The organism is Streptomyces sp. NPDC060209 (assembly GCF_042728155.1).
GTDB lineage: Bacteria > Actinomycetota > Actinomycetes > Streptomycetales > Streptomycetaceae > Streptomyces.
Genome location: NZ_JBHWZS010000081.1, coordinates 1 through 19,384, shown reverse-complemented (window position 1 = coordinate 19,384; position 19,384 = coordinate 1). Strand labels below are relative to the sequence as shown.

At 70.5% G+C, this 19,384-nt stretch carries 19 protein-coding genes; 5 read left to right on the top strand and 14 right to left on the bottom strand.

Annotated elements, in window-relative coordinates; all coding sequences use genetic code 11:
* Together ACFWFI_RS17755 and ACFWFI_RS17750 are read right to left on the bottom strand one after the other, a co-directional pair.
* Nucleotides 1-687 (bottom strand): DUF1365 domain-containing protein (locus tag ACFWFI_RS17755; RefSeq protein ID WP_387390747.1); only part of this gene is annotated, 687 nt, incomplete at its 3' end.
* Entirely contained in the window at nucleotides 684-1,955 is a 1,272-nt protein-coding gene (locus ACFWFI_RS17750) for an NAD(P)/FAD-dependent oxidoreductase (RefSeq protein WP_387390744.1), read from the bottom strand. The genes ACFWFI_RS17755 and ACFWFI_RS17750, both read right to left, overlap by 4 nt.
* A gap of 158 nt (nucleotides 1,956-2,113) precedes the next feature.
* On the opposite strand from ACFWFI_RS17750, the gene ACFWFI_RS17745 reads away from it, so the two are divergent.
* From ACFWFI_RS17745 to ACFWFI_RS17730, 4 genes are all read left to right on the top strand, one after another.
* Nucleotides 2,114-3,742 (top strand): molybdopterin-dependent oxidoreductase, encoded by a 1,629-nt coding sequence (locus ACFWFI_RS17745; protein ID WP_387390742.1) that lies wholly within the window; start codon nucleotides 2,114-2,116, stop codon nucleotides 3,740-3,742.
* Nucleotides 3,743-3,812: 70 nt separating this feature from the next.
* Entirely contained in the window at nucleotides 3,813-4,454 is a 642-nt protein-coding gene (locus ACFWFI_RS17740; protein WP_387390740.1) for a fasciclin domain-containing protein, read from the top strand.
* Nucleotides 4,455-4,482: 28 nt separating this feature from the next.
* On the top strand, nucleotides 4,483-5,493 hold the full coding sequence (locus ACFWFI_RS17735) for an ADP-ribosylglycohydrolase family protein (protein WP_387390738.1): 1,011 nt from the start codon (nucleotides 4,483-4,485) through the stop codon (nucleotides 5,491-5,493).
* An 89-nt stretch (nucleotides 5,494-5,582) separates the two neighbouring features.
* Entirely contained in the window at nucleotides 5,583-6,071 is a 489-nt protein-coding gene (locus ACFWFI_RS17730) for an SPW repeat protein (protein WP_387390736.1), read from the top strand.
* Nucleotides 6,072-6,197: 126 nt separating this feature from the next.
* On the opposite strand, the gene ACFWFI_RS17725 is transcribed toward ACFWFI_RS17730, so the two are convergent.
* From ACFWFI_RS17725 to ACFWFI_RS17670, 12 genes are all read right to left on the bottom strand, one after another.
* The gene (locus tag ACFWFI_RS17725) at nucleotides 6,198-9,026 is read right to left on the bottom strand and encodes a DEAD/DEAH box helicase (RefSeq protein ID WP_387390733.1); all 2,829 of its coding nucleotides are present in this window, start codon (nucleotides 9,024-9,026) and stop codon (nucleotides 6,198-6,200) included.
* A 49-nt stretch (nucleotides 9,027-9,075) separates the two neighbouring features.
* On the bottom strand, nucleotides 9,076-9,966 hold the full coding sequence (locus ACFWFI_RS17720) for a diacylglycerol kinase (RefSeq protein WP_387390731.1): 891 nt from the start codon (nucleotides 9,964-9,966) through the stop codon (nucleotides 9,076-9,078).
* 18 nt (nucleotides 9,967-9,984) lie between these two features.
* Nucleotides 9,985-10,947 (bottom strand): twin-arginine translocase subunit TatC, encoded by a 963-nt coding sequence (gene tatC, locus ACFWFI_RS17715; protein ID WP_387390728.1) that lies wholly within the window; start codon nucleotides 10,945-10,947, stop codon nucleotides 9,985-9,987.
* Nucleotides 10,948-10,993: 46 nt separating this feature from the next.
* Complete coding sequence (gene tatA, locus ACFWFI_RS17710) at nucleotides 10,994-11,287, bottom strand: Sec-independent protein translocase subunit TatA (RefSeq protein WP_014157210.1); 294 nt, start codon at nucleotides 11,285-11,287, stop codon at nucleotides 10,994-10,996.
* 214 nt (nucleotides 11,288-11,501) lie between these two features.
* On the bottom strand, nucleotides 11,502-11,699 hold the full coding sequence (locus ACFWFI_RS17705; RefSeq protein WP_030124836.1) for a hypothetical protein: 198 nt from the start codon (nucleotides 11,697-11,699) through the stop codon (nucleotides 11,502-11,504).
* Between the two features lie 23 nt (nucleotides 11,700-11,722).
* Nucleotides 11,723-11,998, bottom strand: a complete 276-nt coding sequence (locus ACFWFI_RS17700; protein ID WP_387390725.1) for a hypothetical protein — start codon at nucleotides 11,996-11,998, stop codon at nucleotides 11,723-11,725.
* 37 nt (nucleotides 11,999-12,035) lie between these two features.
* The gene (locus tag ACFWFI_RS17695) at nucleotides 12,036-12,992 is read right to left on the bottom strand and encodes a helix-turn-helix transcriptional regulator (protein WP_387390723.1); all 957 of its coding nucleotides are present in this window, start codon (nucleotides 12,990-12,992) and stop codon (nucleotides 12,036-12,038) included.
* A 15-nt stretch (nucleotides 12,993-13,007) separates the two neighbouring features.
* Nucleotides 13,008-13,961: a helix-turn-helix transcriptional regulator gene (locus ACFWFI_RS17690; RefSeq protein WP_387390721.1), complete on the bottom strand. Its 954-nt coding sequence runs from the start codon at nucleotides 13,959-13,961 to the stop codon at nucleotides 13,008-13,010.
* A 115-nt stretch (nucleotides 13,962-14,076) separates the two neighbouring features.
* Complete coding sequence (locus ACFWFI_RS17685) at nucleotides 14,077-14,451, bottom strand: FKBP-type peptidyl-prolyl cis-trans isomerase (RefSeq protein ID WP_387390719.1); 375 nt, start codon at nucleotides 14,449-14,451, stop codon at nucleotides 14,077-14,079.
* 43 nt (nucleotides 14,452-14,494) lie between these two features.
* Nucleotides 14,495-15,430 (bottom strand): FKBP-type peptidyl-prolyl cis-trans isomerase, encoded by a 936-nt coding sequence (locus ACFWFI_RS17680; RefSeq protein WP_387390716.1) that lies wholly within the window; start codon nucleotides 15,428-15,430, stop codon nucleotides 14,495-14,497.
* Nucleotides 15,431-15,551: 121 nt separating this feature from the next.
* Entirely contained in the window at nucleotides 15,552-16,913 is a 1,362-nt protein-coding gene (pafA, locus tag ACFWFI_RS17675; RefSeq protein ID WP_329226983.1) for a Pup--protein ligase, read from the bottom strand.
* 9 nt (nucleotides 16,914-16,922) lie between these two features.
* Nucleotides 16,923-18,182 (bottom strand): MFS transporter, encoded by a 1,260-nt coding sequence (locus tag ACFWFI_RS17670; protein WP_387390714.1) that lies wholly within the window; start codon nucleotides 18,180-18,182, stop codon nucleotides 16,923-16,925.
* Nucleotides 18,183-18,311: 129 nt separating this feature from the next.
* Here ACFWFI_RS17670 and ACFWFI_RS17665 point away from each other — a divergent pair, with 129 nt between their 5' ends.
* Nucleotides 18,312-19,340 (top strand): LacI family DNA-binding transcriptional regulator, encoded by a 1,029-nt coding sequence (locus tag ACFWFI_RS17665; RefSeq protein ID WP_387390712.1) that lies wholly within the window; start codon nucleotides 18,312-18,314, stop codon nucleotides 19,338-19,340.
* Nucleotides 19,341-19,384 lie beyond the last annotated feature (44 nt).

The following is a 19,384-nucleotide window of genomic DNA, read 5'->3' as shown; positions in this document are numbered from 1 at the left end:
CTGCACGGGCAGCCGGCGCAGGTACAGCCGGATGCCGTGCAGCCGGATGGCGGCGGATACGACCGCGGTGGAGAACGGATGGCGGAGGAACAGCCGGAGCAGTTGGGCGGGCGTACCGGGGCGCCGGGCGCCTCGCACGGTCGCTGTGAAAGGGCGTACGCCCTCGCGCTCCAGGTGGACCGTCAGATTCAGCCGCCGGTCCGGCTCGGGCAGCCGCATGCGGTAGTCGCCGTCCACCGGGAAGAACGGCGACACGTAGAAGTCCTTGCCGGTGACCGCCCGGTCCGCGGCGTCCGGGTGCAGCAGGTTGCAATGGCGCTCCCCGTAGGTGTTGTGCACCTCGGCGACGACGCAGAGCGGGGTGCCGTCGGGGCGGCGGCACCAGTAGACGGTCAGCGGATTGAAGACGTGGCCGAGGACCCGGGCCTGGGTGAGCATGGTGACGGTGCCGTCGGCGAGGTCGACGCCCCGGGTGCGCAGGAACCGTTCGAGTCCGGCCCGGACGGTGGGCGCCGTGCCGCCGAAGTGGTCGCGCGCGTCGAAGCCGGCCAGCGGGCGCAGGAGGGCCGGCAGCCTCGGCGGGCGGTCCGGGTCGATGAGCCACAGATAGGTTCGGTGCCGCAGTGCGTACCTGCGGGGCGCGGTCCGAACATGGGTGATGGTGCACGGGTAGAGGGCGCCGCTCACCAAGTCACCCCCAGCGCGGCGGCGGCCTCGACCCCCGAACGGCAGCCGTCCTCGTGGAACCCCCAGCCGTGGTACGCCCCCGCGTAGGCGGTGACCGGTCCCGAGAGCGTGGGCAGCCGGGCCTGGGCGGCGACCGACTCCGGGGTGAAGACGGGGTGTTCGTACACCGTGCGGGCCCGTACCAGGTCCGGGTCGACCCGGTCGGCGCCGTTCAGCGTGACCACGAACCGCTCGGGCGCGTCCAGGCGCTGGAGGCGGTTCATGTCGTAGCTGACGGTGACCCGGTCGGCGTCGGCCGCGCAGGACGGCATCAGGTAGTTCCAGGAGGCGGCGGCCCCCCGGCTGCGTGGCAGCAGCGTGGTGTCGGTGTGCAGCAGCGTGGGGTTGTGGGAGTAGCGGAACGCCCCGAGGGTCCGCCGCTCCTCGTCGGTGGGGTCGGCGAGCAGCCGGAGTGCCTGGTCGGGGTGGGTGGCGACGACCACGGCGTCGTAGTCCTCGGTCGCGCCGTCCTCGGTGACGATCTCCACGCCTTCGCTGTGCCGGCGGACCGTCCTGACCGGGGCGGCCGTCCGCACGGAGTGCACCTGCTTGACGATGCGTTCGACGTACTCGCGCGAGCCGCCGGTGACGGTCCGCCAGACCGGCGAGTCTCCGATCGAGAGCATCCCGTGGTGCTCCAGGAAGCGGAAGAGGTACCGGGCCGGGTAGCGCATCGCGGTCACCGGATCGCAGGACCAGACCGCGGAGACCATGGGGGTCAGGAAGTGCGCGCAGAAGTAGGGGGAGAACCGCCCGCGCGCCGCGAACTCGCCCAGGGTCATGGCTCCGGTGCCCTCGGGCAGGGCGAGCAACGCCCTGGCCGCCCGGTGGAATCGCGGCACCTCGGTCAGCATCCGCAGGTACGGGCCCCGGAGTACGGACCCGGGCCGGGCGAACAGCCCGGCGGCGCCCCGGGCGCCCGCGTACTCGAGTCCGCACCCCTCGCAGCGCACGGACATGCTCATCTCCGACTCCTGCGTGGCCACTTGGAGTTCGTCGAAGAGCCGCAGGAGGTTCGGGTACGTCCTCCGGTTGTGCACGATGAACCCCGAGTCGACGCGGTGTGTCCGGCCGTCCGACGAGGTCAGGTCGTGGGTGTGCGCATGCCCGCCGACCCGCTCGTCCGCCTCGACGAGCGTCACGTCGTGCGCCTTCCCCAGGACGTGCGCGGCGGTGAGTCCCGCCACCCCGCTGCCCACTACGGCTGTGCGCCGCCGCTCCCCTGCCATTCGGGTTCCTTCCGGTGTCGCATGCCTGGCCGGGGCCCTTCCCCACTGCCCCTCAGAGGTCATTCGAGGCAGCGGGCGTCATGGATTGGCCGATGATCGGACTTCCTTCGATCGGGTGAACGACCAATCCGCCGGGCGATCTGCGTCGAACCCCCGGTGTGAGAACAGACCAAGACGTTTCGCAGAAGCAAGGGGCTCCCTGGTCCCCGCGATCCCGCTGGGCACGCGCCGCGTTCGCCGCGCTCAGCGGTCTGATCGCCGGGTTCACCGCCCTGTGCGTCGCCGAACTGGTCGCCGCTGCCGTGCGTCCCGAGGCGGGTCCGGTCACGGCTGTGGGCGGGGCGGTCATCGACCGCACTCCCCCGGCCGTGAAGGACTTCGCCGTAAGGAACTTCGGCACCGACGACAAGCTGGTGCTGCAGCTCGGGATCCTCGTACTCCTGGCGGTCCTCGCCATGGCGGTGGGGGTTCTCGCGCTGCGGCACCGGTGGACCGGCGCTGCGGCCGTACTGGTCTTCGGTGTGGTCGGGGCAGTGTCCGCGGCCGGGCGGCCGGAGGGCCGCCCGGGCGACGTACTGCCTTCGGTCGTGGGCGCGCTGGTGGCCGCGGGAGTGCTGTATCTCCTGGCCGGACGGCTGGCCCCGGTCACCGTCCCGCCTCCCGCGGCTGGGGAGACGGACGACGGGGTACAGGGCGCCTTCGACCGCCGTGGATTCGTCATCGCGGCGACCGCAGCAGCGGCGGCCTCGGCCGGTGCGGGGCTCCTGGGGCGACGGCTCCAGGCGTCCCGGCTGGCCGGGGTCTCCGCCTCTCGCGGTGACGTCGTGCTCCCGGCGCCGGCCTCGCCCGCCCCCGCGATACCGGGCGGAGCGGATCTGGGCATCCGCGGCCTGAGCTCCTTCACGACCCCGAACAAGGACTTCTACCGGGTGGACACCGCCCTGGTGGTCCCGCGTGTCGACGCCGACCGGTGGCGGCTGCGGATCCACGGGAAGGGGGTGGCGCGACCCGTCACCCTCAGCTTCCAGGACCTCCTGGGGCGGGAGCTCGTCGAGCGGGACATCACGCTGACCTGCGTGTCCAACGAGGTGGGCGGCCCGTACGTCGGCAACGCCCGGTGGATCGGCGTACGTCTGGCCGATGTGCTGAGTGAGGCAGGGGTGAAGCCCCCGTCCAAGGGCGGGCCCGCGGATCAGATCGTGGCGCGCTCCGTGGACGGGATGACGATCGGCACTCCGGTCGAGGAGGTCATGGACGGCCGCGACGCACTGCTCGCGGTCGGTATGAACGGCGAACCGCTGCCGTTCGACCACGGCTTCCCGGTCCGGATGGTCGTCCCCGGTCTGTACGGCTACGTCTCGGCGTGCAAGTGGATCCAGGACATCGAACTCACGACGTTCGACGCGTACGACGCCTACTGGGTCAAGCGCGACTGGTCCCGCGAGGCACCGATCAAGACCGAATCACGCATCGACACACCCCGCCCCTTCGCCGCCCCGCGAGCGGGAACCGTGCCGGTCGCCGGTGTCGCCTGGGCCCAGCACCGGGGGATCGCCCGGGTCGAGGTCCGGGTCGACGGCGGCGAGTGGCACACCGCGCGGCTGGCCGCCGAGGCCGGCCGTGACACCTGGCGCCAGTGGGTTTGGGAGTGGCCGGCCACGACCGGCAACCACACCCTCGAGGTCCGCGCGACGGACCGTACCGGCGCCACACAGACCGGCGAGCGGGTCGGCACCGTGCCCGACGGTGCGACCGGGTGGCACTCGGTGGTGGTCGACGTGACCTGACCCCCGGCCCGCCCACCGACTCTCTCTTTCCTTTCCATCTGTTGATCAACGAACCGTTCAGGAGCACACCATGAACACCCGTCACCTTCGCCGCATCGCCGTCACCGCTTCCGCCGCCGCCATCCTGCCGCTCGCTCTGACCGCCTGCTCCAGCGACTCCGACACCTCCGCGTCCGGTGCGGACAAGGCCGCGTCGAGCGCGCCGGCCAAGGAGACCGAGAGTGCCTCGACCATGGACGAGCCGTTCGGCCCGGGCTGTGCGTCGGTCCCGGCGGACGGCGCGGGCTCGTTCGCGGGCATGGCCCAGGACCCGGTCGCCACGGCCGCGTCGAACAACAAGGACCTGTCCACCCTGGTCGCCGCGGTCAAGCAGGCCGGTCTCGTCGACACCCTGAACAGCGCCGAGAACATCACGGTGTTCGCCCCCACCAACGACGCCTTCGCCAAGATCCCGAAGGCCGACCTGGACAAGCTGCTCGCCGACAAGGCCCAGCTCACCAAGGTGCTCACCGCGCACGTGGTCGGCGAGAAGCTGACGCCGAAGCAGCTGGAGAAGGGTTCCTTCGACACCCTGGCCAAGACCGGGCTGACGACGGCGGGTTCGGGTGAGTCCTACACCGTGAACGACTCCTCCGAGGTCGTCTGCGGCAACGTCCCGACCGCCAACGCCACGGTCTACATCGTCGACACCGTCCTGATGCCGGCGAGCTGACCCCACGGCCCGTGGTTACGCTGACGGCATGACGCCGACGAGCCCCGAGGACCGCGCTCTCCGTCCCCACAGCCGGAGCGGTGCGGACCGCGGGGCTCGTGCCGTCGGCGCGGTGGTCGGCTCCGCGGTGGGTGACGCGCTGGGCGCGCCCTTCGAGTTCGGCGCCCCAGGGGTGTACAGCGCCCGCTTCCCGGACGGGGCCGGCGTGATGTGCGGGGGCGGCGGCTGGGATCCGGGCGAGGCGACGGACGATACGCAGATGGCCGTCCTGGTCGGGGAATCCCTGCTGGAGAAGCAAGGCCTGGACCTCCCCGACATCTTCGGCCGCTTCAGGCGGTGGGCGGCCGCAGAGCCGAAGGACATCGGTCTGCAGACCGAGGACGTCCTCACGAGCGGTGACCCGTGGGACCTCGCGGCCGCACTCCACTTCCAGATCAACTCGCGTGCGGCGGGCAACGGTTCGCTGATGCGCGCCACCACATCCGCGGTCTACTTCGCCCGGGCCGGGCGGACGGCGACGATGGACGCGGCACGCCGGATCGCGGCCCTGACGCACGGCGACCGGGCGGCCTGGGAGGGCACCGCCGTCTTCCACGAACTGGTGCGCGTGGCGCTGGAGGGCGGCGATCCGCTCGCGGCCGTGGACGAGGCGCTGGCCGCCGTGCACGCCGGCCACCGTCCCCGCTGGACCACCGTTCTGGCCCCGGACTGGCATCCGGACGACGCCACCGAGTTCAACGGCGCGGTGTGGCCGTGCCTCGGTACGGCGCTGTGGGCGCTGCGCACCACCGGTGGCTTCGAGGAAGCCCTGGGAGCGGCCGTCGACGTGGGCGGGGACACCGACACGGTGGCCGCGGTCACGGGCGGGCTGGCCGGCGCGGTGTACGGGATCGGCGCCGTGCCCGAGCGCTGGACGCGCCTCCTCCACGTGCCGCTGCCTGGACACGGGGACCGAGTGCTGCGGACCGGGGACCTGGTGTCACTGGCCCGCCGCCTCGACGGAATCGCAGGATTTGACCACCAGAAAAACTACACATAAGGGGCATATAAGAGCACACTGGTCGGGAGAGCCGATGACCGCATCCCCTGACCGCGGTCGCTCGAGCAAGTGCGAAGGAGAACATCCTCATGAGTAACATCTCGCACACCGGAAGGGACGTTTCCGGACACACCGAAAGAGACGTTTCCGGACACACCGGAAGGGACATCTCCGGACACCCCGACGCCGAAGAAATGCGAGCGCGCCACGATCGCGTGGTGAGCGGTGGACGCAACACGTCCACGGACGCACCGGTGTTCCTGCTCGGCCTGTACTGCGCCGTCTCGCCGTGGGTGCTTCACTTCACCGCGAGCCAGCCGTCCCTGGTGACCCACAACCTCGTCATCGGCATCGCGATAGCCGTGCTGGCACTCTGCTTCACGGCCATGCCCCAGCGGATGACCGGAATGAGCATGGCCATCTGCGCCCTGGGCGCCTGGCTCATCGTGTCGACGTGGATCGTGGGCGAGAGCCCCGATATGGGCGTCATCCTCAACAACGTAATCGTCGGTGGCTTGGCGATCGTGCTGGGGGCCGCCTGCGCGGGACTTGCCATGAAGAACAAGAAGAAGACCTGACGGGAGGACGCACCGGAGTGGCCACAGGCATGGACAGTCCGCCCGTGGCCACTCGTCGGTTCACCTCGTCCGCCACCCCGCGGAGCCCGTTCACTCCACGGAGCCGGCCCACCCCGCGGAGCCCGTTCACCCCACGGAGCTGTACGCCACCACGCCCCGCAGCACCGCATCGACGGCCTTGTGGGCGTTCTTCGCGACCGAGCTCCCGTCCCGGGGAGCGGCGGCCGCGATCTGGCCGAGTACGTCGATGACTTGCTTGCACCACCGCACGAAATCGCCGGCCGGCATCTCCGCTTCGCGGAGGACCTCGTCCAGCGTCCGCCCGGACGCCCACATGTAGACCGCCCAGGCGAAGCCGAGGTCGGGTTCACGCTGGCCGACCCCTTCCGTCTGGCTGATCTTGAAGTCCTCCTCCAGGGCGTCGAGGCGGCCCCAGATGCGGACCATCTCGCCCATCGCGGCCTTCGCCGGCCCGGAGGGCAGCTTCGGAGCGACGGCGTCGTCAGCCTGGCGCGCCTCATAGACCAGCGCCGAGACGCATGCGGCGAGTTCGGCGGGGTTGAGCCCCTCCCAGACGCCGTCCCGCAGGCATTCGCTGGCCAGCAGATCGAGCTCTCCGTAGAGCCGTGCCAGCCGCCGGCCGTTGTCGGTGACCTCGTTGCCCCGCAGGTAGTCGAGCTCCGTCAGGAGCGCGACGATGCGGTCGAAGGTCCGGGCGATGGTGTTCGTCCGGCCCTCGATGCGGTGCTCCAGCTGCCGCGTGTCGCGCTGCAGCCGGTGGTACCGCTCCGCCCAGCGGGCATGGTCCTCGCGCTCGTCGCACCCGTGGCAGGGGTGGGCGCGCAGCTCGGTGCGCAGCCGGGCGATCTCCCGGTCGTCTGCCGCGGCGGCCCGCTGCTTGCGATGCCGTCCCGGGTCGATGTGCCCAGCCTTGCTCCGCAGCGCGGAAGCCAGGTCGCGCCGGGACTGCGGTGAGCGCGGGTTGAACGACTTGGGCACCCGCATCCGCTCCAGTGCCTCGACCGGCACCGGGAAGTCGATGTGGGCCAGCCGCTTGACCTGCCGCTCGGCGGTCAGCACCAGGGGACGCGGTCCGTCGTGGTACTCGAGCCCGCGATGGCCGTTGGTCCGTCCCGCCGGCAGCCCAGGGTCGAGGACCAGCGCGAGCCCCGCGAACTTGCCGGTGGGCACATGGATGACGTCACCGGGCTTCAGCTTCTCCAGGGACGACGCCGCCGCCGCGCGACGCTGGGCCGCCCCCTGCTTGGCGAGATCCGTCTCCCGGTCCTTGAGGTCGCGGCGCAGCCCGGCGTACTCCTCGAAGTCCCCGAGGTGGCAGGTCATGCCCTCCTTGTAGCCCGCGAGGCCCTCCTCGTTGCGCTGGACCTGCCGGGAGATCCCGACGACCGACCGGTCGGCCTGGAACTGCGCGAAGGACGTCTCGAGCAGCTCGCGCGAGCGATGCCGCCCGAACTGCTGCACGAGGTTGACGGCCATGTTGTACGACGGCCGGAAGCTGGAACGCAGCGGATACGTACGCGTGCCCGCGAGTCCGGCGAGGGCACCGGGGTCCATCCCCCGCTGCCACAGGACGACCGCGTGCCCCTCGACATCGATGCCCCGGCGCCCTGCCCGCCCTGTCAGCTGGGTGTACTCGCCGGGCGTGATGTCGGCGTGCTGCTCGCCGTTCCACTTGACGAGCTTTTCGAGCACCACCGAGCGCGCGGGCATGTTGATGCCGAGCGCCAGTGTCTCGGTGGCGAAGACCGCCCTGACCAGGCCGCGGACGAAGAGTTCCTCCACGACCTCCTTGAAGGTCGGCAGCATCCCGGCGTGGTGCGCGGCGATGCCCCGCTCCAGGCCCTCGATCCATTCGTAGTACCCGAGGACATGCAGGTCCTCGGGTGGAATCGACGCCGTCCGCTCCTCGACGATCTCCCGCACCAGGTGGCGCTTGTCCTCGTCATTCAGCCGCAGCCCGGCCTGCAGGCACTGCTGGACGGCCGCCTGGCAGCCGGCCCGGCTGAAGATGAAGGTGATCGCGGGCAGCAGCCCCTCGGCGTCGAGCCGGTCGATGACCTCGGGCCTGGACGGGGTCCAGATACGGCTGCGCTGACGGCGCTCGCGTTCGCGCTCGGCCTCGCGCACCATCTTTCCGCGCCGACGCTCGCGGGGGTTGTACCCGCGCTGGTTCTCCATCCGGGCGAGCCGGACGAGATCCGGGCTGACCTCACGACGGCCGGTGCCCCTGCCGCCGTGGTCGGTCTCCTCCTCGAAGAGGTCGTACATCCGGCGTCCGGCCATGACGTGCTGCCACAGCGGCACGGGCCGGTGCTCGGAGACGATCACCTGGGTGTCGCCCCGGACGGTGTCCAGCCAGTCGCCGAACTCCTCGGCGTTGGACACGGTCGCCGAAAGCGACACCAGGGTCACGGACTCCGGCAGGTGGATGATCACTTCCTCCCACACGGCTCCCCGGAAGCGGTCGGAGAGGTAGTGCACCTCGTCCATGACCACGTAGCCGAGGCCGGTGAGGGCCTGGGAGCCCGCGTACAGCATGTTGCGCAGGACCTCGGTCGTCATCACGACGACGGGTGCGTCCGCGTTGACGCTGTTGTCACCGGTCAGCAGGCCGACCTTGTCCGCACCGTAGCGCCGGACGAGATCGGCGAACTTCTGGTTGGACAGGGCCTTGATCGGCGTGGTGTAGAAACACTTGCGGCCCTGGAGCAGAGCCAGGTGAACGGCGAATTCACCGACGATCGTCTTGCCCGACCCGGTGGGGGCCGCGACCAGCACCCCCTTGCCGGCCTCCAACGCCTTGCAGGCCTCGATCTGGAACGGGTCCAGCCCGAATTCGTACATCTCGCGGAAGGGCCCGAGGGCGGTGGCCTGCTCGGCCGCACGGACCCGGGACGCCTGGTATCGCTCAGCTGGTGAGAGGTCCTCTGTCATCTTGATACGAGCCTACCCGCCTCGTATGACAGTCAGCCCGATCTTTATTTCACGGTGCAAGGACCCAGGCCGCGCCGGGTACACAGGTGGCGACGAGCGGCAGCGCGCCCAGCGACTCACCGTCCGCGTACGCCGTGACACCGGCCGCGGCCAGCTCGATCGACGACACCCGGTGGACGGTGACCTTCGGGTGCCCGAGGTGCGTCCCCTTGTACACCTTGGGGAAGACCTTGAGCAGCGTTGTACGGCTGCAGTCACCGACCACGGTCACATCGAAGAGCCCGTCGTCCATGACCGCGTCGGCGCAGATCCGCATGCCGCCGCCGTACGTGCTCCCGTTGCCCACCGCGATCAGAGTCGCCTCGATCTCGGTCACCGGGCCATCGTCAAGCCTGACGCGGTACGGGATCGGCCGGAAGGCCGCCAGCTCGGCGAGGATCGCCAGGTCGTATTTGAAGCGCCCGCCGACCCAGCGCATCCGGTTCCCCCGGTCGTTCACCCGCGAGTCGAAGCCGGAGGCCAGCACGGAGCCGAACCAGCGCTCCCCGACCCGGCCCAGGTCGATCGGGCGCACCGTCCCGGCCTTGAGAGCTTCGGCAGCCAGCCGCCCGGCGGCGGCCGGATCGCGGATCGGCAGCCCCAAGGCACGGGCGAGGTCGTTCCCGGTACCCACGGCCACGGCGCCGAGCGGCGTCGAGGTGCCCGCGACGGCCTGCAGGGCGAGGGACATCATGCCGTCCCCGCCCACGGCTATGAGTGCTCCGGTCCCGCCCGCCACGGCCTCTCGGGCCCGCCGCAGGGCATCGTCGGCGTCCTCACCGAGGACCGTCCGTACGGAGAAGCCGGCGTCCCGCAACGCGGAAGCGGCCGGCTGCGCGGCACGCGCGCCCCGGCCGCCACCCGCGGTGGGATTGACGAAGAGGGTGATCTCGCTGGTCACCCGCGGGACCTTACAAGGTCAGGTGATGTCGTCGTAACCGTTGAGCCGCTGCGACCGCCCACCGTCCGCATCACCGCTCGCCTGCTCGGGCAGGGCCGGCCGTGACGGCACCGGTTCGACGGCACCGACCGTCTCGGGGGTGAGGTCCAGCTTCGACGCCTCGTCGTCGTCGAGCTCGGCGTCGGGGTTGGCGCGGCGCCTGCGCTTGTCGTTGAGCAGCGAGATGCCGACCGCGATGAAGTAGAGCACCGCGAGCGGGCCCGCGAGCAGCAGCATCGAGATGGGCTCGCCGCCCGGTGTGGCGATGGCCGCGAAGGCGGTCAGTCCGACGAGCATGCCGCGCCACCAGCGCAGCATCCGGGCACCGGAGAGAACACCGGTCATGTTGAGGAGGATGAGCAGCAGCGGCAGCTCGAAGGCCAGCCCGAAGACGATCACCATGCGGGTGATCAGGTCCAGGAAGTCGTCCAGCGGCAGCAGGTTCTTCACGTTGTCGGGCGTGAAGCCGAGCATGATCTCCGCGGTCTGCGGCAGGATCGCGTACGCCAGGTAGGCCCCGGCGACGAAGAGCGGCACACCGGCAGCGACGAAGGCGACCGAGTAGCGCTTCTCCTGCTTGTGCAGGCCGGGGGCGACGAACGCCCACAGCTGGTACAGCCACACCGGGGTGGCCACCAGCACGCCCGCCATCAGGGACACCTTCAGCGCGATGGTGAACGGCGACAGCAGGCCGTTGGTGGTCATCTCCGCGCAGGGCCGGCCGTTGACCATGGTCACGGCGCCGTTCTTGCAGCCGACCGAATCCAGGATCGGCTTCATCAGGAACTCGAAGATTTCCTTCTGGAAGAACGCCGCCACGATCACGGCGATGACGATCGCCAGGACCGACTTCAGCAGGCGGTTGCGCAGCTCACGCAGGTGATCGAGGAGGGGCATTCGCCCCTCGTCGTCCTTCTCCTGCTTGCGGGCAGACTTGAGCAACCCACTTCCCTCGTCTCGTGCGGCAGCGTCCGGTGAGGATCAGCTGTCAGCTCTGGGTGGTGGGCTTGGCCTCGCTGACCGGACGGGAGCTGGTGACGTCTCCCGGAGCGGCCTGGATCGTACGGGCGGTGGCCGCGGGCGGGGTGGTGTCCGCAACGGTCTCCGTGGTGGGCGCCGCGGGCTCCGCGTCGTCCTTCTTCATGGCCTTGGCCTCGCTCTTGAGGATGCGGGCCGACTTGCCGAGCGAACGCGCCATGTCGGGAAGCTTCTTGGCACCGAAGAGCAGCAGGATGACAGCGATGATCAGAACGATCTCGAGGGGCTTCAGATTGCCGATCATGTGCGACTTCCTTCTCACTGAGGCGTCTGGAGGGTGGGCTCGCTACCCGTTCGACCGGACACACGTCCGACCTTCTCGCTGGCAGCGATCGTAACCCGCAGGGGTAAACGCCAGGCAATGCCCGTGCGTACTCCCGCTTGCGGCCCACACCTCCCTGCCTGGGCCGCTCCAGCAGCGTACCCCCCGAAACGGTGAATCAGGAGGCCGCGCTCTGCTATCGCAGGGCTTCTCCGGTATCGGCGAGGGTGGTGGCCGCTCGTTCGAGATCCTCTGCCGCTCGGTTGATCCGCTGCGTGGTCGCGGCGACCTGTCCGGCGAGCCGTTGTGCCTCGACGAAGACCTTGACGGCCAGCACGCCGAGCACGGCCAGGCCGGCGAATCCCAGAGCGATGGCGAGCATGGGCCAGAACATGGACGGATCCTCGACGTCTCTTGTCACCGCAGGGCGGTGTGCAGGCGCAGCGTTCGCACGCCGCCGCCGCTGAGGAGCTCGATTATGCGCTCCCCGGCGGGCTTGCGGACCGCGGAACCGCACGCGGGGCAGGTGAAGGAGTAGAAGGTCGTACGGCGGCTGGCGCCTATGGCCAGCCGCAGCGCTCCCGCCGCGAGCTCGAACCGCTCACGGCAGTCCGGGCAGGCTGCCCGGAAGCGTACGGCGTCGGGCACCGGGACCGGAACCGGTCCGCTCTGTGTGCTCGATATCGCAGTCATATGGCCTTTGCCTCCTCGGTGCACCGGTGGCCGCCGCTCAGAGCGCGCCGTCGTAGGCGGCCAGCGCCTCACGCGCCGCCAGCCTGGCGCTCTCGGCCAGCTCCGGGGGCGACGTGATGCGTCCTTCGCCGCCCAGTCGCAGGGCGAGCCTGCGCAGGGAGGCAGGGTCGGGGGTGCGGAGTGTGATCCGCAGGCCGCCGTCGGGCAGTTCCTCCGCGCTGTCGTGCGGGTAGTACTCGGCGACCCACCGGCCGCCGGGGCCGACCTCGATCACGACCTCCGGATCCTCGGCAGCGGGCTGCACCAGACCTTCGGAGAGATCACGCAGCTCCAGCTCCGGCGGGGCGGACGGGGCGTCGAGGATTCTGATCTCGGCCACCCGGTCGAGCCGGAACGTACGCCGCGCCTCGGTGAGCCGGCACCAGCCCTCCATATAGGTGTGGCCGACCGCGAACAGCCTGATCGGGTCCACCTCGCGCTCCGTCAGCTCGTCGCGCGCGGGCGAGTAGTAGCGCAGCCAGAGGCGGCGCCTCTCGGAGATCGCCCGGTCCACGTCGGCGAAGACACCGCCTTCGGACTCGAAGGTGACCGAGAGCCGCGAGCTGGCCGCCCCCACCTCACCGGCCGCCGTCTCCAGCTTCGCGGTCGCACGCACCAGCGCCTGCCTGTCGCTCTCGCGCAGGCCGGGGAGCGTGGCGACGGCACGGGCCGCGACGAGCAGGGCGGTCGCCTCGTCGGCGGCGAGCCGGAGGGGCTCGGCGACGTCGTCCGGGTTGTGCCACCAGATCCGGTCGCCGTCGGTGTCGATGTCCAGCAGGTCCCCGCCGCGGAAGCTGGTCCCGCACATGGGGAGCACGTCGAGGTCGGAGATCAGCTCGTCCTCGGTGATCCCGAAGGCCCGGGCCACGTCCTGGACGTGCGCGCCGGGGCGCTCGCGCAGATAGGTGACGAGGGAGAGCATCCGCCGGGTCTGGTCGATCGCGTTCGTGGCCACGAGTACGGGTCCCCCTCAGTCCTTGGCCACGGCGCGCAGCCGGTCCATCACGTCGGCCCGCAGATCGGCGGGTTCGCTCACGATCACGTCGGGCCCGAACTCCACGAGCCAGGCGTCCAGACCGTGTCCGTACGGAATCTCCAACTCGTCCCAGCCGTCGCCGAGTTCCCGTACGGCTATCGCGCGGGAGCGCAGCGGGTAGCCGGAGCCCGTACGCAGCCTGATGCGGGCGGTCCTGGTGGCGGTCTCGCCCGCCCAGCTCTCCACGGTCTCGCGGACGGTGACGGCGTCGGGAACCAGGGCCGTGAAGGCGCCGGCGCGGGAGCGGACCCGGCCCGAGATCCGGGACAGCCGGAAGACCCGCTCGGCGCCCCGGTCGCGGTCCCAGCCGGCCAGATACCAGTGGCCGCGCCAGCACTCGAGCGTCCAGGGCTCGACCTGGCGCTGCTCGGGGTGGGCGGCGTTGCCCTTGCGGTAGTCGAAGGTGACCGGGCGGCGGTCCCGGCAGGCGAGCATCAGCGGCTCGAAGGCGGCCTCGTGGACCGGGATACGGGGTTCGAGGGCGCTGTGCACCTCGTAGTCGTCCTCGGCCTCCGGCATTCCGGCGGCCCGCAGCTTCTGCAGGGCGCCGCTCGCGGCACCGGCGAGCCGGGCCTGCTGCCAGACCTTGGCGGCGAGCCCGAGGGCCGCGGCCTCCTCGGCGTCCAGGGTGATGGGGGGCAGCCGGTTGCTGTCGCGGCGCGCGAGGTATCCCGTGTCGCCGTCCAGGTTCTCCACGGTCTCGATGATCAGACCGAGTTCGCGCAGATCGTCCTTGTCGCGCTCGAACATCCGGTTGAAGGACTCGTCGGTGCCCGCCTCCAGGTAGGCCTCGATGGACCCGCGGAGCTCACGCTTGCTGAGCGGGCGCCGGGTACCCAGCAGACACAGTGCCAGGTTCATCAGCCGTTCGGCCTTGGCAATCGCCATCGACGCCCTTTCTCGACGTGCTCTCCGACCGTCGACCGTACCGCCCCGGGGTGTCCGGACCAAAGCGAGGGCCCGTGCCTTGCGGCACGGGCCCCGACTGCTGTAAACGGACGGATCAGACGCCGACGAGGTCGCAGACGAAGATCAGCGTCTCACCCGGGGCGATCGCGCCGCCGCCCGCGCCGCGGTCGCCGTAGGCGAGGTGCGCGGGGATGGTCAGCTGGCGACGGCCGCCGACCTTCATGCCCTGGACGCCCTTGTCCCAGCCGGCGATGACCTGACCGGCACCGAGCTGGAACTGCAGCGGGGTGCCGCGGTTCCACGAGGCGTCGAACTCCTCGCCGGTGGAGAAGGCCACACCGACGTAGTGCACGGAGACGGTCTGGCCCGCCTTGGCCACCGGTCCGTCGCCTTCCCAGATCTCCTTGATCTCAAGGTCGGCCGGCGGCTCGCCACCCGGGAAGTCGATCTCGGGCTTGTCGATGCTCACTGAACTGCTCCTCTTACTGATGAACTGGGCAACCGGGACAGTCTTACATCTTTGCCAGGAGGTCCACGGCGAAGACGAGGGTGGACTTGGCGGGGATGGACTGCTGTGCCTCGTTGCCGAAGCCCTGGTCCGGCGGGATGACGAGCAGCACGCGGCTGCCGACCTTCTTGCCGACCAGACCGCTCTTGAGACCCTTGAGGGTGACCTGGGCCAGCGGGAAGGTCTGCGTCTTGCCGGTCTGGTAGGTGCTGTCGAAGGCCTTGCTGCCCTTCCAGAGCAGACCCACGTAGTTCACGACGACGCTGTCGTTCTCCTTGATGACCTCACCCTTGGACTCCAGGATGTAGTTGGAGACGAGCTTCGTCGGCGGGTCGCTCTTGGGGATCGTGACGGACGGCGCCTTCCCGTCGGTCTCGGTACCGACCTTCGGCAGGTCGATGTTGTCCTGGGCGACCGCTGTGCCCTTGGCGGATGCGGGGATCTGCGTCGCCTTCACGATGTCGACGACGAAGACGAGGGTGGCGTTGGGCTTGATGTCGCCCTGGCCCTGCTCGCCGTAGCCGAGGCTCGGCGGAATGACCAGCTGGACCCGGCTGCCGACCTTCTGGCCGACGAGCCCCTTGTCCCAGCCCTGGATGACCATGCCCGCGCCGAGCGTCAGATCGAAGGGCTGTTTGCGGTCGAAGCTGTTGTCGAACGGCTTGGTGGAGTCCCATGCCTGCCCGAGGTAGTTGACCTGGATCGCGTCGCCGTTCTTGAGCTTCGCGCCGTCACCCTCACTGATGACGTTGGTCTTCAGTTCCTTGGGGGGATCGCCCTCACCCTTCGCCAGGGTGGGCTTCTCGCCGAACTTCGCGCCCGCGGTGATCGCGGGGACGCCCTTCTCGGTCGAGGCGGAGTCGGAGGCCTTGTCGTCGCCGCATGCCGCCGTGGACAGCAGCAGAAGGGGGACGACGAGAAGGCCGGCAAGTCGGCGCACTGGTTCCTCAGATCTCAGACGGCACGTGAATGGTCCCCGACACTCTAGGCCGAGCGAAGGGCCCCGTACGAGGAACGTACGGGGCCCGGTCGCATTCGGGAGGGACATTCCTGTCCCGGGGTCACATGCCCGCGATCAGCTTCTCCACCCGCTCGTCCACGGAACGGAAAGGGTCCTTGCACAGCACGGTGCGCTGGGCCTGGTCGTTGAGCTTGAGGTGGACCCAGTCGACGGTGAAGTCCCGCCGCTGCTCCTGGGCCCGGCGGATGAAGTCGCCGCGCAGCCGCGCCCTGGTCGTCTGCGGGGGCACCGACTTGCCCTCGAAGATCTTCAGGTCGTTGCAGATTCGGGCGACCTGGCCCTTGCGCTCCAGGAGGTAGTAGAGCCCGCGCCGGCGATGGATGTCGTGGTAGGCGAGGTCTATCTGAGCGACCCTCGGATTCGACATGGTCATGTTGTGCTTGGCCCGGTACCGCTCGATGAGCTTGTACTTCATGACCCAGTCGATCTCGGTGCCGATCCGGTCGAGGTCCTCGGCCTCGATGGCGTCCAGCGTGCGGCCCCACAGCTCGAGGACCTGGTCGACGGTGCCGGTGCGGATGCCTCGGCGTTCGACGAAGTCGACGGCCTTCTCGTAGTACTCGCGCTGGACCTCGATGGCCGACGCCTCGCGACCGCTGGCCAGGCGCACCTTGCGCTGTCCCGTGATGTCGTGACTGACCTCGCGGATGGCCCGGATCGGGTTCTCCAGGGTCAGGTCGCGCATCACCGTGCCCGCCTCGATCATGCGCAGGACGAGGTCGGTGGCGCCGACCTTGAGGAGCATGGTCGTCTCGGACATGTTGGAGTCACCGACGATGACGTGGAGACGGCGGTACCGCTCCGCGTCGGCATGCGGTTCGTCCCGGGTGTTGATGATCGGGCGGGAGCGCGTCGTCGCGGAACTGACGCCTTCCCAGATGTGCTCGGCCCGCTGGCTCACGCAGTAGACGGCTCCGCGCGGCGTCTGCAGCACCTTGCCGGCACCGCAGATCAGCTGACGGGTGACGAGGAACGGAATGAGGATGTCCGCGAGCCGGGAGAATTCTCCGTGCCGGGCCACGAGGTAGTTCTCGTGACACCCGTAGGAGTTTCCAGCCGAGTCGGTGTTGTTCTTGAAGAGATAGACGTCGCCCGCGATTCCCTCCTCGTGCAGGCGGCGTTCGGCGTCGACGAGCAGGCCTTCGAGAATGCGCTCGCCCGCCTTGTCGTGCGTGACCAGTTCGGTCACGTTGTCGCATTCGGGTGTTGCGTATTCCGGATGCGATCCCACGTCGAGGTAGAGGCGGGCGCCGTTCCGCAGGAAGACATTGCTGCTGCGGCCCCATGACACAACACGGCGGAAGAGGTAGCGCGCCACTTCGTCAGGTGACAGTCGGCGCTGTCCCCTGAACGTGCACGTGACGCCGTACTCGTTCTCCAGCCCGAAAATGCGGCGGTCCATGACTGAACATTACGCCTTATGGCCTGAGCTGAAACCGGGTTCGGCAGCACCGTTTCGATCATTTTCCGAACCGGCCACAACTGCGGGCGTACGCCCGGGAGCTGCGAGGACCCTTCCGGTGGCCAGCAGAACCATCAGCGCCGCCACTCCACCGGCCCCGGCGACGGCGAAACTCCACGCCGTACCACCGAGCTCCACGGCCGGTCCCGCCACCGCCGTTCCGGCCGCCGCGCCCACTCCGAAGGTCGTCACGAGCCAGGAGAACGCCTCGGTCACCGTGCCCTGCGGCGCGTGCCGGTCCACGACGATGAACGAGCAGGCGATCGCCGGGGCCAGGAACACCCCGGCGAGCGCCGCCAGCGCGGTCATGGCGGGCACACCGGGCGTCAGCATCAGCGGCAGGTAGCCGAGGGCCAGCAGCGCGACGATGACCCGCAGTCTGCGCTCGGGCGCCCCGGCCCACTGCCGCGCTCCGTACACCGCACCGCCGATCAGCGCGCCGAGGCCGAGCGCGGCCATCAGCCAGCCGTACACCGACTCCCGGCCGTGGTCGTCGGCGTACGCGACACCGGCCACCGTGATCGAGCCGAGCGCGAGCCCGACGAAGAAGAAGGCGCCCAGCAGGGCCAGCAGTCCCGGCGAGCGCAGGGCCCCGAGCCAGTGCGCCTCGCGGGGCGCCGAGCGCCACGTCCTGGAGGGCTCGGACAGGACGACGGACAGCGCTCCCAGGACCCCTATGGCGTTGATGACCAGGAGAGCGGCGGCCGGCGACCGGAGCGACACGAGGACCGTCACGAGGAGGGGCCCCAGGGTGAACATGATCTCCTGGGCCACCGCGTCCATGGCGTACGCCCGGTGCACCCGGTCCTCCCGGCCGAGGACCGTCGGCCACAGGGCACGCAGGCCGCCCTCCAGTGGGGGCGTGAACACGCCGGCCACGACGACCGCCGCGTACGCGGCGGGGAGCGGGTCGAGACCGACCAGAGCGAGCGCGGCCATACCGAGGGCGGACAGGACGGCCGCGGGGAGCTGGACGCGCGGCTGCCCGTAAAGGTCGACGGCCCGGCCCAGCAGGGGCTGTCCCACCGCCGTGGCGAGTCCGTAGGCCGCCGCGAGGGCTCCGGCCAGCGTGTAGCTGCCGCCCTCCGCGCGGGTGAACAGGACGATCGCGATGTGGGCGGTGCCGTTCGGCAGCCGTCCCACCAGCGTTCCCGCCAGCAACCGGGCGGCGTGCCGCGCCCGGAGGATGTCCAGATATCCCGCGGCCATGTCCGCCCCTCTCCCCCGACGGCGTCACGACCTCGGGGTTTTACGTATAACGTCAGCGTTCATACGTACCATGTGGGCAGCCCGGGAGTCCATCCCACCGCATCCGACCGGCCCAGCACGGAGGCACGAGTGAGCAGCGCGCGGCAGCCCGCCCCACCCCGGCCCACCAGCCGTGACGTGGCGCGGGCCGCGGGCGTCTCGCAGGCCACGGTCTCGCTCGTACTCGGTGACAAATGGCGGGGCCGGGTGTCGGCCGCGACCGCCGAGCGGGTCCGTGGCAGCGCCCGGGACCTCGGCTACCGGCCGAACTTCGCCGCCCGCAGTCTCCGGATGGGCCGCACCCGTACGGCTCTGCTCGTCGTCCCCGCCCTCACCAACGAATTCTTCGCCCGGGTGTACACCGGCGCGGCGGCCGTCGCCGCCGAGCACGACTTCGGCGTGGTCCTCTACCCCTCCCCCGACGGCACCGGCCCCGCCAGGGATCCGTTCGCCTCGGCACGCGCGGCGCTCGACGGGGTGATCGCCTCGTCGATGGCGGCGGACGCCCTGGGGGCGCTGCGGGGCGCGGACCTGCCGCTGGTGATGCTGGACAGCGACCCCGGGGACCACGGGACCGCGGCGCGCGTGAATCTCGACATCGCGGACGGCATGCGTCAGGTGACGGGCCATCTGCTGGGCCTCGGCCACCGCCGGATCGTGCACCTCGCGTCCGCCGTGGACACCTGGACCTTCGCGGTGCGCGCCCGGGCGCTGCGGGACGCCGTGCGGGACGTCCCCGGTGCCGTCCTGCGCACCGTGACCGCCCCGCTGGACGTACGGGCCGGGCGCGAGGCCGCCGAGGCGGTCCTGGGCTCCCCGGGCCCCTTGCCCACGGCCATCGTCTGCGACGACGACATCCTGGCCGCCGGCGCCTGCAAGGCGGTGCGCAGACGGGGACTGCGGGTGCCCGACGACATCTCCGTGACCGGCTTCGACGACCTGGCACTCGCCACAGCGGTGGAACCGGAGCTCACCACGGTGCGGCTCCCGGCCGAACAGGTCGGCGAGCGGGGCATGACGGCTCTGCTGGACGTCCTGGAGGGCCGCCCCGCGGAGCACCGCGATCTCCCCGTCCACCTGGTCGTGCGGGGCTCCACCGCGCCCCCGCCCACGGCATGAAGGTGCCCCCGGCCGCCCGGCCGGGGGCACCTTCGGGACCTGTG